Origin of the sequence: Serratia sp. KG1D (genome assembly GCF_037150675.1) — a bacterium.
Classification (GTDB): Bacteria; Pseudomonadota; Gammaproteobacteria; order Enterobacterales; family Enterobacteriaceae; genus Serratia; species Serratia nematodiphila.
This window is the reverse complement of record NZ_JBAGIH010000004.1, coordinates 486,899-500,445: the sequence shown is the minus strand read 5'-3', so window position 1 is coordinate 500,445 and position 13,547 is coordinate 486,899. Positions and strand designations below refer to the sequence as shown.

General features: G+C 58.6%; 9 protein-coding genes. 1 reads left to right on the top strand and 8 read right to left on the bottom strand.

Going from position 1 to position 13,547, the window contains the following annotated elements; translation table 11 throughout:
* The 8 genes from WFM45_RS20425 to rlmD form a co-directional block, all read right to left on the bottom strand.
* A complete protein-coding gene (locus WFM45_RS20425) occupies positions 1–405 on the bottom strand; it encodes a hypothetical protein (protein WP_336957066.1) in 405 nt (134 codons plus the stop codon).
* Entirely contained in the window at positions 402–1,592 is a 1,191-nt protein-coding gene (locus WFM45_RS20420; protein WP_135637784.1) for an NAD(P)/FAD-dependent oxidoreductase, read from the bottom strand. The genes WFM45_RS20425 and WFM45_RS20420 overlap by 4 nt, the downstream gene beginning before the upstream one ends.
* Positions 1,593–1,889: 297 nt before the next feature.
* Positions 1,890–3,185 (bottom strand): phosphopyruvate hydratase, encoded by a 1,296-nt coding sequence (gene eno / locus WFM45_RS20415; protein ID WP_004932670.1) that lies wholly within the window; start codon positions 3,183–3,185, stop codon positions 1,890–1,892.
* 81 nt (positions 3,186–3,266) lie between these two features.
* Positions 3,267–4,904, bottom strand: a complete 1,638-nt coding sequence (gene pyrG / locus WFM45_RS20410; protein WP_004932674.1) for a glutamine hydrolyzing CTP synthase — start codon at positions 4,902–4,904, stop codon at positions 3,267–3,269.
* 393 nt (positions 4,905–5,297) lie between these two features.
* On the bottom strand, positions 5,298–6,161 hold the full coding sequence (locus WFM45_RS20405; protein WP_336957064.1) for a hypothetical protein: 864 nt from the start codon (positions 6,159–6,161) through the stop codon (positions 5,298–5,300).
* A gap of 71 nt (positions 6,162–6,232) precedes the next feature.
* Positions 6,233–7,030, bottom strand: coding sequence for a nucleoside triphosphate pyrophosphohydrolase (mazG, locus tag WFM45_RS20400; protein WP_099982109.1), 798 nt, complete (start codon positions 7,028–7,030; stop codon positions 6,233–6,235).
* A gap of 102 nt (positions 7,031–7,132) precedes the next feature.
* Positions 7,133–9,364, bottom strand: a complete 2,232-nt coding sequence (gene relA, locus WFM45_RS20395; RefSeq protein WP_004932686.1) for a GTP diphosphokinase — start codon at positions 9,362–9,364, stop codon at positions 7,133–7,135.
* Positions 9,365–9,373: 9 nt separating this feature from the next.
* The gene (rlmD, locus tag WFM45_RS20390; protein WP_044029673.1) at positions 9,374–10,723 is read right to left on the bottom strand and encodes a 23S rRNA (uracil(1939)-C(5))-methyltransferase RlmD; all 1,350 of its coding nucleotides are present in this window, start codon (positions 10,721–10,723) and stop codon (positions 9,374–9,376) included.
* 66 nt (positions 10,724–10,789) lie between these two features.
* Here rlmD and barA point away from each other — a divergent pair, with 66 nt between their 5' ends.
* Positions 10,790–13,516, top strand: coding sequence for a two-component sensor histidine kinase BarA (barA, locus tag WFM45_RS20385; RefSeq protein ID WP_033631801.1), 2,727 nt, complete (start codon positions 10,790–10,792; stop codon positions 13,514–13,516).
* Positions 13,517–13,547: the final 31 nt, after the last annotated feature.

Here is a 13,547-nt window from a genome sequence, read left to right as displayed (position 1 = left end):
TTAATTCGACGATTCATCTGACAGGGCTGACGGCAACGCGCTGTCTCGCGTGCGCTGGCCGATGATTTGTAAAGTACGCAGCAGCAGCGTTAACCCCAGCAGGGTATCCGGCTGCTTCAGCAAGGCGTACAGCGCGCGAAAACTGGCCGGTGGAGGATTCAACTGCAGCTCGCTGTGCGCCATCTGCAGCGCCGTTCCGCCTTCCCAGCCGAGGGTCACCAAACCTTCAAAGACGCCGGCCAGTTTCTCCATCAGCGCGTTGTCGGCAATATCCACCACGTCCGACAGCAGCGACAACAGATCGACCACGTTATCCAACCGGCCACCCGCCAGTAGCGGCTGCAGTTTCTCGAGCAACGCCGCCAATGATTGCAGGTCAGCCGCATGCACCGTGCTTCCCGTCATAGCATCCCCCTTACCGTGGCCCAGTAAAGGCCGCGGTTAAACCCATTGCGCAGCATGCCGCCCACCTTGGTGGCGGGCGTCGGCAGCACGTCGTGACGGTAGTCGTACACCAGCGGCATGCCGGCATTCAGCCCCATTTGCGCGACCGCCTGCACCTTGCCGTCATAATGGCTCACGGTTTGGCCCAGCCGCATTTCCGCCACGATGTTGTCGGCAATGACCGGCGCCTGATTATGGCAAGAGCCGCCGGCCTTGCTGACCGGCAAATCCACGGTATCGCCTATGACATACACGCCCTGTTGGCCGTAGACCTGCAGCGTTTGATGATCGGTCGGCAGCCAGCCTTCACCGTTTTGACTCTCGCTCAACCCGGTATTGCGCACCGCCTCGACTGCGCGAATCGGCGGCGTTGCCATCAGAATGTCGAACGGCTGCTCTTCCCCCTCAGCGGAATAGGCGATGTTACGTTGGGCGTCTACCCGGCTGAGGGTAAACCCACGCTGGTGGAGAATGTCACGTGCGGCAAAAATGGCGGGTAGCGCTTCGCCTGTCGGGCGCTGTAAAAACAGGCAGTTACGCAAGAGTTGAGAAATGGTCGGATAGGTGTACACAATCTCTACCGCCTTGCGCACGCCGCGCCGCCGCAGGTAGTCATCCAGCATCAGGGTGGTTTCGATCGGGGCGATACCGCACTGGTGGGGCACGTTGGGCGTTTCAGGGAAGGACACGGTGATGAAAATGCGGCCTTTCTCGATCGTCGCCAATTTATGCGCTAACCGCCTGGCGGCCTGATACTGGTAAAAATGATCGCCCGCCTGCGCCAATCCTTCGATGCGCTCTGGCCAGGGTACGCAGCCGGTGGCGAAAACCAGAAAATCATAGGAATAAAATTTACCGCTTTGCGTCGCTATACTTCGCTGTTTTAAATCGAAAGATTCCGCTTTATCAATAATAAACTGTATTTCTGGCCGCAATAAACTCCGCTGTGAGCGCGTGAGCTCTTGCTTGAAAAAAGAATTGAATGCCACATACATAAACGCCGGTTTGTAATAATGCAGCGGTGAATCCGATATCATTAATAACTCGACTTTATTATTAATAATTTCCCGGTGTAATTTTGCGGCCAATAAATTGGCCAGGATGGTGCCGCCGGTTCCACCGCCGACAATGATGATTCGTTGTCGCATCAAGCCCTCGCTCAACCGGCCAGCAAGCCGGCAGTATTAAGGTATGGTGATGATGAAGGTCCACGGCAGAACGGCGAAAATAAACTGCCTTATTGGCAGTCTAGTAACGAATAGTTATAAAGCAAACAAAATGGGAATATAAAATAATCGCGTTTACTATCTTTAATGAAATTATCGGGTTAAACAAAACCACGCTTTCAATGAAAAACTTATTATTAAACTGACAATCATCACGAATTTAAAACATAAAAAAACCCGCCGCAGCGGGTTTTTATTTAGCAACCGAATCGGTCGAACTTACTGGCCTTTAACTTCTTTCAGGCCGTTGAACGGCGCACGGTCACCCAGCGCTTCTTCGATACGGATCAGTTGGTTGTACTTGGCAACGCGGTCAGAACGGCTCATGGAACCGGTTTTGATCTGACCAGCCGCAGTCCCTACCGCCAGGTCAGCGATGGTCGCGTCTTCGGTTTCACCGGAACGGTGAGAGATCACCGCAGTGTAACCGGCGTCTTTCGCCATCTTGATAGCTGCCAGGGTTTCGGTCAGAGAACCGATCTGGTTGAACTTGATCAGGATGGAGTTAGCGATGCCTTTCTCGATGCCTTCTTTCAGGATCTTGGTGTTGGTCACGAACAGATCGTCGCCAACCAGCTGGATTTTGTCGCCCAGTACTTTGGTCTGGTAAGCGAAGCCCGCCCAGTCGGATTCATCCAGGCCGTCTTCGATAGACACGATTGGGTACTGTTTGGTCAGCTCTTCCAGGAAGTGAGTGAACTCTTCGGAAGTGAAGGCTTTGTTACCTTCGCCGGCCAGCACGTATTTACCGTCTTTGTAGAATTCGGAAGCCGCGCAGTCCATCGCCAGAGTGACGTCTTTGCCCAGCTCGTAGCCCGCCGCTTTTACCGCTTCAGCGATAACCGCCAGCGCTTCGGCGTTGGAACCCAGGTTTGGCGCATAGCCGCCTTCGTCGCCCACGGCGGTGTTCATGCCTTTGGCTTTCAGAACTTTCGCCAGGTGGTGGAACACTTCAGAACCGATGCGCACCGCTTCTTTCAGGGTCTTCGCGCCAACCGGCTGAATCATGAATTCCTGAATGTCGACGTTGTTGTCAGCGTGCTCGCCGCCGTTGATGATGTTCATCATCGGCAGTGGCATGGAGAATTTGCCTGGGGTGCCGTTCAGTTCAGCGATGTGCTCGTACAGCGGCATGCCTTTAGAGGCTGCGGCCGCTTTCGCTGCTGCCAGGGAAACCGCCAGAATGGCGTTGGCGCCGAAGTTGGATTTGTTCTCGGTGCCGTCCAGCTCGATCATGATCTTGTCGATGTTCGCCTGGTCTTTGGCATCTTTACCCAGTACTGCCTGAGCAATCGGACCGTTTACTGCAGCAACGGCTTTCAGTACGCCTTTACCCAGGAAACGAGACTTGTCACCGTCACGCAGTTCCAGCGCTTCGCGGGAACCGGTAGAAGCACCTGACGGCGCAGCAGCCAGGCCGACGAAACCGCCTTCCAGATGAACTTCGGCTTCAACAGTCGGGTTACCGCGGGAGTCGATGATTTCACGACCGATGACTTTAACGATTTTGGACATTAGGTTTTCCTCAGTACAAGTTAAACTAAAACTCCAGACAAACAGCGCGCGGTTCTCACCGCGCGCCGCCTACCAAATATGTTATTTCACCTGGCGCTTCTGATGCTCGCCAGCGGCTTTCACGAAGCCGGCGAACAGCGGATGCCCATCACGCGGCGTAGACGTAAATTCCGGGTGGAACTGGCAGGCTACAAACCACGGGTGATTCGGCAGTTCAATGATCTCAACCAGCTTGTTGTCGGCGGAACGACCGGCGACACGCAGCCCTGCGGCTTCGATCTGCTTCAACAGCATGTTGTTAACTTCGTAACGGTGACGGTGACGCTCGACAATGGTCGGTTCGCCGTACAGCTGGCGCACCAGGCTGTTGTCGCTCAGGTTGCACTGTTGGCCACCTACGCGCATCGTGCCGCCCAAATCGCTTTCTTCGCTGCGCACTTCGACGTTGCCGTCTTCATCGCGCCATTCGGTGATCAACGCCACCACCGGGTACTTACAGTCTGGCATAAACTCGGTGGAGTTGGCGTTCTCCATGCCGGCCACGTTGCGAGCGAACTCCATCAACGCCACCTGCATGCCCAGGCAAATGCCCAGGTAAGGAATGTTGTTCTCGCGGGCATAGCGCGCGGTCATCACTTTGCCTTCCACGCCGCGGTAACCGAAGCCGCCCGGGATCAGGATCGCATCCAGCCCTTTCAGCACTTCCACGCCGCGGGTTTCCACGTCCTGCGAGTCGATCAGCTTGATGTTCACGGTCAGACGGTTTTTCAGCCCGCCGTGCTTCAGCGCTTCGATCACCGACTTGTAAGCGTCCGGCAGCTCAACGTATTTGCCGACCATACCGATGGTCACTTCGCCGCCCGGATTGGCTTCTTCGTAAATCACCTGTTCCCATTCGGCCAGGTTGGCTTCCGGCGCGTTCAGGCTGAATCGTTTACAAATATAATCGTCCAGCCCCTGAGATTTCAATAGGCCTGGGATTTTATAAATAGAATCAACGTCTTTCAGAGAGATAACCGCTTTTTCCGGCACGTTGCAGAAAAGCGCGATTTTAGCGCGTTCGTTAGCAGGAACCGCGCGATCGGAACGGCAAATCAGCACATCAGGCTGAATACCGATGGAAAGCAGCTCTTTTACGGAATGCTGGGTCGGCTTGGTTTTCACTTCGCCCGCCGCCGCCATGTACGGCACCAGCGTCAGGTGCATGTACAGCGTGTGCTCGCGGCCCACTTCCACCGCCATCTGACGGATGGCTTCGAGGAACGGCAGCGATTCGATATCGCCGACGGTGCCGCCGATTTCCACCAGCACCACATCGTGGCCTTCGCCGCCTTCGATGATGCGCTCTTTGATCGCGTTGGTGATGTGTGGAATGACCTGCACGGTCGCGCCCAGATAGTCGCCGCGGCGTTCTTTACGCAGCACGTCGGAGTAGATGCGGCCGGTGGTGAAGTTGTTGCGACGCGACATCTTGGTGCGGATGAAGCGCTCGTAGTGACCCAAATCCAGATCGGTTTCTGCGCCGTCTTCGGTGACGAAAACTTCCCCATGCTGAATCGGGCTCATGGTGCCCGGATCCACGTTGATGTACGGGTCCAGTTTCATGATGGTAACGTTGAGGCCACGGGCTTCAAGAATAGCCGCCAGAGAGGCTGCGGCAATGCCTTTACCCAGAGAGGATACGACCCCGCCGGTCACAAAAATATAATTAGTTGTCATGCTGAACCTGAGAGTTTAGGTTTAAAGACGATGGAAGAACCAGGACGGGAAAGTAGTATACCCGAACCTCTCCTGACCTACAAACGATCGTTTTGCTGTCCATCATCTCGGCCGCCCTCCCGTGTTCATCAGGGTTTACTCCGCCGGCGCGCCCAAAACCCTCCAGGAAATACAAAGAGTTAGCGGAGAAAATTTCTTTTTACCGCCCCTCAGGAGCGATAAAACACCTTAGATTTCAGTTTGTTGGCCTTTTGCTGCCGACGGCAGCCCTGCGCCTGTGACCTGACCGCAAGCTTAACCGTTTCAGCTTGAGTGAACCTTGTCGTCGATCAACATTGTAGCGGCAGTTCAGCTTCCCTAAACCCGATTAGCCTGGGATCGAAGCGCATCGGGTTAACGACTGATGTAGAGCATGCGTTCAGGCATATCAACAATCACACGATGACCCCGCATAAAGCCCATTCCCAGCAGACCATCAAAACCCAGCGCCTCAGACGTTGGACCTTCGGTAACGATGGCCAAATCGTTGTGACGCCGGCCCCGGCGATCGGTCAAGGTGAATCTGGTCACTCGGCAATCCAGGTTCTCGGCCTCAGGCTCAATGGAACGACAGCCGGAAAACAAGAGGCCAGCCGGCAAGCCTGCGGCAAACAAAAGAGAATGGCTGGCGCCGGTATCAACAATCAGGCGCAACGGTTTATTGCCAACGAAGGCCGTCACGCTCAGCCCCTCATCGGTCTGTTCGAATGGATATGAAGCCCATATTGCAATGTCTGAAGGCAGATGAGTCAACATTTGCAAGCGGTCGTTTTCGAAATCCATCAGCACCTTTCGATCGCGGAACAACCCAAGCCCCATCACTTCACTTACCGGCACCTCGTTTCCCAGGCTGAGTCCCCAGGGCTTAAAACTCACCGCTTCGACGTCGTTAAACGGGATATTGCCAATAAACAGCCGACTAATCCGCCAGGCAGACACCTGATTTTCACCGCCAGAGAGATCTCTCAGCCGCCGAGGCGCCAGCTGCACCGCCTTCAGACTCGGTTGCGCGACCAGACGCTCCAGATCGTGTTGATAAAGGTGTATCCCTTCTGCGCTGCCGGTATCCAGCATGAGCGTGTGTAACCGGTTATCGATCTGCACATCGACTAATGGCAGCCTGCGCTCATCATACCGCAGCCGCCCAACATCAGCAGGAGGAGACGCCGAGCTGAAACCGGGGAAAAAACAGGCTAAAAGCATTAGCCTCTTGATCATGACGCCACCTTCCCTTGTCTGCGTGGAACGTCCTTCATGTTCACCCCGGCGCCATGAACGCCGGAAGCGCATCAGATTTCAGATTTCTTCACCTGCTGCCAGGCGTCTTCCATCTGCTCCAGCGTGGCGTCTTCAAGCCGCAGCCCGCGTTGCTGGACGATCGCTTCCACCTGGCGGAAGCGGCGCTCGAACTTGCGGTTCGCCGCCTGCAGCGCGTTCTCCGCTTTGTGCCCCAGATGGCGCGACAGGTTCACCGTGGCGAACAGCAGATCGCCGATCTCCTCTTCCAGCTTGCTCTCATCGACCACCGCCTGGCGGGCTTCGTGCATCACTTCATCGATCTCTTCGTACACTTTGTCCAGCACCGGCCCCAGGGTGTTCCAGTCGAAACCGACCGAGGCGCAGCGTTTTTGGATTTTGTGCGCCTTCATCAGCGCCGGCAACGCCTGCGGAATGTCGTCCAGCACCGAGTGCAGCGCTTTTTCGGCGCGCTCGCCGGCCTTGAGCTGCTCCCAGCGCGCGGCCACGGCTTCGCTGTCCCCACCACCCTCGGCGTCACCGAAAATGTGCGGGTGACGGCGCTCCAGCTTATCGCTGATGGCGGTGCACACCTCATCGAAATCGAACAGCCCCTGTTCCTGCCCCATCTGGGCGTAGAACACCACCTGGAACAGCAAATCGCCCAGTTCGTCGCGCAGATCGGCGTAGTCCTGCCGCTCGATGGCGTCCAGCACTTCGTAAGTCTCTTCCAGCGTGTAGGGCGCGATGGTGGCGAAAGTTTGCTTGCGATCCCACGAGCAACCGACCTGGGGATCGCGCAGCGTTTTCATGATGTTCAGCAGGCGCTGCAGCGGAGTGGATTGGGTCATAAAAAATCTCTGAGAAAGAATGAGGGCGCATGGGAGCGCCCACCGAATGCATGGTTCTCGGGCCGTATCGATGGCGCATACGGCCCGAAAGGCGATGTGAGCTTAGTTGCCGTGCAGACGCTTGGCGTCTATCACGTCCGGCAGCTGGTTCAGCTTCGCCAGCACCCGGCTCAGCACCTGCTGGTTGTAGATTTCGATATCCATGTCGATGGTGGCCAACTGTTTCTTGGTGTCGCTGCGGCTGGCAACCCCCAGCACGTTGACCTTTTCGTTGGCCAAAATGGTGGTAATGTCGCGCAGCAACCCGCTGCGATCGTTGGCCATCACGCGCACCACCAGCGAATAACCGCTGGAGTAGCTTTCACCCCATACCGCATCGACGATGCGCTCCGGCGCGTGCGATTGCAAATCGACCAGTTGATCGCAGTCCGCACGGTGGATCGAGATACCGCGCCCCTGGGTGATAAAACCGACGATGTCGTCGCCCGGGATCGGCTGGCAACAGCGGGCAATGTGGTGCATCAGGTTGCCCACGCCCTCCACCACCACTCGGCCGTTGTCCTTGTTGCGGGCCGGCGGCGGCGCTTTCTGCTGCACCAGCTGGCGCAGCGCCTCGCGATCCTGTTCTTCGGCGCTCGGCTTGTTGAACTTACCCTGCAGGTAATTCACCATCTGGTTCAGGCGAATGTCCCCGCCGCCGATCGCCGCCAATACCTCGTCCAGCGAGTTCATGTTGTAGCGCGGGATCAGCAGCTTTTCGGCCTCTTTCAGGCTGATGCCGAGGTGTTCCAGTTCGTTGTCCAGCATCTGGCGGCCGGCGAGAATGTTCTTGTCGCGATCCTGCTTGCGGAACCAGTTGTGGATCTTCGAGCGCCCGCGGCTGGTGGTGACATACCCCAGGTTTGGGTTCAGCCAGTCGCGGCTCGGGTTCGGCTGTTTCTGGGTGATGATCTCAATCTGATCGCCCATCTTCAGCTGATAGGTAAACGGCACGATGCGGCCGCCGATCTTGGCGCCGATACAGCGGTGACCGACGTCGCTGTGAATGTGGTAGGCGAAATCGAGCGGCGTGGAGCCGGCCGGCAGATCCACCACATCGCCTTTCGGGGTAAATACATAGACCCGATCGTCGAACACCTGGCTGCGCACTTCGTCGAGCATCTCGCCGGAGTCCGCCATTTCTTCCTGCCAGGCGATCAGCTTGCGCAGCCAGGCGATGCGTTCTTCGTAGCCGGAGCGCACGGTCACGCCTGCGCCCTCTTTGTACTTCCAGTGCGCGGCCACGCCCAGTTCGGCGTCTTCGTGCATTTGGCGCGTGCGGATCTGAATCTCTACGGTTTTGCCGCGCGGCCCCAGCACCACGGTGTGGATCGACTGGTAGCCGTTCGGTTTCGGGTTAGCGACGTAGTCGTCGAACTCATCCGGCAAATGGCGGAAGTGGGTATGCACGATGCCCAACGCCGCGTAGCAATCCTGCAGGCGCTCCGCCACGATGCGCACCGCACGCACGTCGAACAGTTCGTCGAACGCCAGGTGTTTTTTCTGCATCTTGCGCCAGATGCTGTAGATGTGTTTCGGCCGGCCGTAGATCTCCACCCGAATGCCTTCGTTGGCCATCTCGGCGCGCAGCCCGGCGACGAAATCGTCGATGAACTGTTCGCGATCGATGCGGCGCTCATGCAACAGCTTGGCGATGCGCTTATATTCTTCCGGATGCAGGTAGCGGAAGCAGAAATCCTCCAGCTCCCACTTCAGCTGGCCGATGCCGAGCCGGTTGGCCAGCGGGGCGTAGATGTTGGAACACTCTTTCGCCGCCAGCACGCGTTCGTCTTCCGGCGCGTCTTTCACCTCACGCAGGTGGGCGATGCGCTCCGCCAGCTTGATGACCACGCAGCGGAAATCCTCCACCATCGCCAACAGCATGCGGCGCACGTTGTCGACCTGTTCGGAGGCCATCGAATCGTTTTGGGTGGCTTTCAGTTGGCGAATGGCGTCCATATCACGCACGCCGTGCACCAGCGCGACGATGCCCTTGCCGAACGCTTCGGTCAGGGTCTCTTCCTGCACGATGCCGGCGTCCACCAGCGGGAACAGCAGCGCGGCGCGCATGCTGTCGTTGTCCATGCTCAGCGTCGAGAGAATTTCCACCATCTCCAGGCCGCGCCACAGCAGCAGCGAGGCGTCAGGATGGTTTTGGGTCTGCTGCTCACAATAACGCCAGGTTGCGGCCAATCGCTCACATGACTGCGGGTTAGGTAGCCCCAAGCCGGCGATCCACTCATCAAGAGCGAACTCACCCGCCGTATTCAGATGTGCACTTCTTACCGCAACCATAACTTCTCCCTACTTTGCAGCGACCTCTGGCGCACGCTCGTTGATAAACAGCGCCATTGATTCAAGATGCCCCGTGTGCGGAAACATATCCAACATCCGCACGCGCGCAAGACGATAACCGGCGTTCAACAGCACGTTGCTGTCGCGAGCCAGCGTGGTGGGGTTACAGGAAACATACACCACCCGCGCCGGCGCCAGTTTTACAATGTGTGACATCACCCCGGCCGCACCGGCGCGGGCGGGATCCAGCATCACCTTATCAAACCCTTGTGCTGCCCAAGGTTGCCGCGCAACGTTGTCCTCCAGATTCTCATGGAAGAACGACGCATTATTCAGCTTATTCTTATGTGCATTATATTGCCCATTCGCTACCAGCGTGGCAACACCTTCGATGCCCACCACCGCGGCGGCGCGGCGCGCCAGCGGCAGGGTGAAATTACCCATGCCGCAGAACAGGTCCAGCACCCGATCATTGGGTTGAATGTCGAGCCATTCAAGGGCCTGCGCCACCATTTGTTGGTTTACGACGTCATTGACCTGAATAAAGTCGCGCGGACTGAAGTCTAAGCGTAGCCCGTCAACCTGATAATACGGCGTTTCACCGCACAGTTTTTCCACCCGTTCGCTGTCCGGCGCCAGATAAACGGCGACCTTTTCCCGCTCGCCAAACGCCAACAGCGCCTGGCGATCCGCCTCTTTCAGCGCGTCGAGATGACGCAGCACCAGCAGCGGGCCGTTATCCGCCAGCACCAGCTCCACATGCCCCAGCCGCCGCACCGCCTGCAGCCCGCTCAGGCAGGCGCGCACCGGCGCCAGCAGCTGCTCCAGCTCCGGCCGCAGCACCGGGCAGTGCTCCACCGCCACCAGCTCGCTGGAGGCCGCCTGCCGAAAGCCCATCATCAGGCGCTGCAGCTTCGGCTGCCATGCCAGGCTCAGGCGGGCGCGGCGGCGATAGCCGTATTCCGGGCCGGCGATCACCGGTTCCTGTTGCGGGGTTACTCCGGTTTCGCGGGCGATCATGCGCACCAGCGCCGCCGCCTTGCTCTGCTGTTGCAGCGCCTCATCCGCGTGCTGCTGCTGGCAGCCGCCGCACACGCCGAAATGCGGGCAGCGCGGTTCTACCCGCTGCGGGCTGCGGCTCAGCAAGCGTTTGAGTTTGCCTTTGGCGAACTGACGCTTGTCTTCGGTCAGCTGGATTTCCGCCTGCTCGCCCGGCAAGACGCCCGGTACGAACACCGCTTTGCCGTCGTGGCGCGCCACGCCCTGGCCGAAAGGATCGAGATCGCTCACCGTCACGGTGAAGATTTGTGAGCTCTGCCGGGTCGTCACGCGGCGTTTGGGAGAGTAGAATTGCGCCATATTTGTCGATTGTGTGCTGGTTCATTAAGCTAGTGTCAGCTGTCAATTCTCCCACATTGGAATCCCATGACCAAATACAGCCTGCGTGCGCGCATGATGATCCTGATTCTGGCACCGACCTTGCTGATTGGTTTGCTGCTCAGCACCTTCTTCGTGGTGCACCGCTATAACGAGCTGCAGGAACAACTGGTCGACGCCGGCGCCAGCATCATCGAGCCGCTGGCGGTGGCCAGCGAGTACGGCATGACGTTCCGCAGCCGCGAATCGGTCAGGCAGTTGGTCAGCCTGTTGCACCGCCGCCATTCGGACATCGTGCGTTCGATCACCGTGTTTGATGCGCAGAATAACCTGTTCGTCACCTCCAATTATCATCACAACTTCGCTCAGCTGCAGCTGCCGAAAGGCGTGCCGTTGCCCACCGATCTGATGCTCACCCGACGCGGCGATTCGCTGATCCTGCGCACGCCGATCCTGTCGGAAAGCCAGTATCCGGATGAAACCGCCGACGGCGGCAGCCATCCCGACAACAACCTGGGCTATGTGGCGATCGAGCTGGATCTGCAGTCGGTGCGGCTGCAGCAATATAAAGAGGTCTTTGTCTCTACCCTGCTGTTGCTGCTGTGCATGTGCATCGCCATCCTGTTCGCTTACCGGCTGATGCGCGACGTGACCGGCCCGATCCGCAATATGGTGAACACCGTCGACCGCATCCGCCGCGGCCAGCTCGACAGCCGCGTGGAAGGCTACATGCTCGGCGAGCTGCACATGCTGAAAAACGGCATCAACTCGATGGCGATGTCGCTTACCGCCTATCACGAAGAGATGCAGCAGAACATCGATCAGGCCACGTCAGACCTGCGCGAAACGCTGGAGCAGATGGAGATCCAGAACGTCGAACTGGATCTGGCGAAAAAACGTGCGCAGGAGGCGGCGCGCATCAAGTCCGAATTTCTGGCCAACATGTCGCATGAGCTGCGTACTCCGCTCAACGGCGTGATCGGCTTCACCCGCCAGATGCTGAAAACCGATCTGAGCGCGACCCAGACCGACTATTTGCAGACCATCGAGCGCTCAGCCAACAACCTGCTGACCATCATCAATGACGTGCTGGACTTCTCCAAGCTGGAGGCCGGCAAGCTGGTGCTGGAGCATATTCCGTTCGCCCTGCGTGAAACGCTGGACGAAGTGGTGGTACTGCTGGCGCCCAGCGCCCACGACAAGGGCCTGGAGCTGACGCTGGATGTGCACAACGACGTGCCGGAGCAGGTGATCGGCGACTCGCTGCGCCTGCAGCAGATCATCACCAACCTGCTGGGCAACGCCATCAAATTCACCGAAACCGGCAATATCGACATTCGCGTCGAGCTGCGCAAACAGCTGGATCGCCGGGTGGAAGTGGAAGTGCAGATCCACGATACCGGCATCGGCATCTCCGAACGCCAGCAGTCGCAGCTGTTCCAGGCATTCCGCCAGGCGGACGCCAGCATCTCCCGCCGCCATGGCGGCACCGGGCTGGGGCTGGTGATCACGCAAAAGCTGGTGAAAGAGATGGGGGGCGATATCTGCTTCCACAGCCAGTTGAACCGCGGCTCGACCTTCTGGTTCCATATCACGCTGGATCTGAATGAGGGCATGCTGTCGCTGGCGCCGAGCCTGCCGGATCTGAACGGCAAAACGCTGGCCTATATCGAGTCCAACCCGACGGCGGCGCAGGCGACGCTCAACATGCTCAGCGTCACGCAGCTGGTGATCACCCACTCGCCGACGCTGGGCCAGTTGCCGCCAAGCCACTATGATTTCCTGCTGGCCGGCGTGCCGATCCCGTTCCGCGACAACATGGCGCAGCACGAGGACAAATTGCTGGCCTCGCTGAAGCTGGCCGATAGGGTCATTCTGGCGCTGCCGTGCCAGGCGCAAATCGATGCCGAGCTGCTGAAACAACAAGGCGCGCTCGGCTGCCTGATCAAGCCGATCACCAGCACCCGACTGTTCCCGATGCTCCGGATGGAGGCGCCGGCACGCCTCACCGCGCAGCCTGAGCGTAAACGCCTGCCGCTGACGGTGATGGCGGTCGACGACAACCCGGCCAACCTGAAGCTGATCGGCACGCTGCTGGGCGAACAGGTGGAAAAAACCCTGCTGTGCGAGAGCGGCGAGGAAGCGCTGGCGCTGGCACGCGACAACGTGCTGGATCTGATCCTGATGGACATTCAAATGCCGAAGATGGACGGCATTCACGCCAGCGAGCTGATCCGCCAGTTGCCGCATCACAACTCCACGCCGATTGTCGCCGTCACCGCCCATGCCGCCAGCGGCGAACGCGAGCACCTGTTGCAGGCCGGGATGGACGACTACCTGGCCAAGCCGATCGACGAGAAAATGCTGACCCGCGTGCTGTCGCGCTATCACAGCGGCGACGTGGAAAGCGCCGTCGCCGACGATGCCCCGCTGTCGCTCGACTGGCCGCTGGCGCTACGCCAGGCGGCCAATAAGCCGGATCTGGCGCGCGATCTGCTGCAAATGCTGCTCGATTTCCTGCCGCAGGTGCGCGAACGGGTGCAGGCGCTGCTCGAGGGGCAACACGACGACGAAATCCTCGATCTGGTCCATAAGCTGCACGGCAGCTGCAGCTACAGCGGCGTGCCGCGCCTCAAACAGCTGTGTTTCTACCTCGAGCGGCAGCTGCGCCAGGGCATCACCAACGACGAACTGGAGCCGGAGTGGCTGGAGCTGTTGGATGAGATTGAACTGGTGATCCACGCGGCGCGCGCGCATCTGGCGCAACCGGCCTGAATCCTCAGGCCATAATGCAAAAAGGCACGCC

Coding starts and splice junctions, on each gene's coding strand:
- WFM45_RS20425 (WP_336957066.1), bottom strand. CDS start 405: ATGACGGGAAGCACGGTGCATGCGGCTGACCTGCAATCATTGGCGGCG.
- WFM45_RS20420 (WP_135637784.1), bottom strand. CDS start 1,592: ATGCGACAACGAATCATCATTGTCGGCGGTGGAACCGGCGGCACCATC.
- eno (WP_004932670.1), bottom strand. CDS start 3,185: ATGTCCAAAATCGTTAAAGTCATCGGTCGTGAAATCATCGACTCCCGC.
- pyrG (WP_004932674.1), bottom strand. CDS start 4,904: ATGACAACTAATTATATTTTTGTGACCGGCGGGGTCGTATCCTCTCTG.
- WFM45_RS20405 (WP_336957064.1), bottom strand. CDS start 6,161: ATGATCAAGAGGCTAATGCTTTTAGCCTGTTTTTTCCCCGGTTTCAGC.
- mazG (WP_099982109.1), bottom strand. CDS start 7,030: ATGACCCAATCCACTCCGCTGCAGCGCCTGCTGAACATCATGAAAACG.
- relA (WP_004932686.1), bottom strand. CDS start 9,364: ATGGTTGCGGTAAGAAGTGCACATCTGAATACGGCGGGTGAGTTCGCT.
- rlmD (WP_044029673.1), bottom strand. CDS start 10,723: ATGGCGCAATTCTACTCTCCCAAACGCCGCGTGACGACCCGGCAGAGC.
- barA (WP_033631801.1), top strand. CDS start 10,790: ATGACCAAATACAGCCTGCGTGCGCGCATGATGATCCTGATTCTGGCA.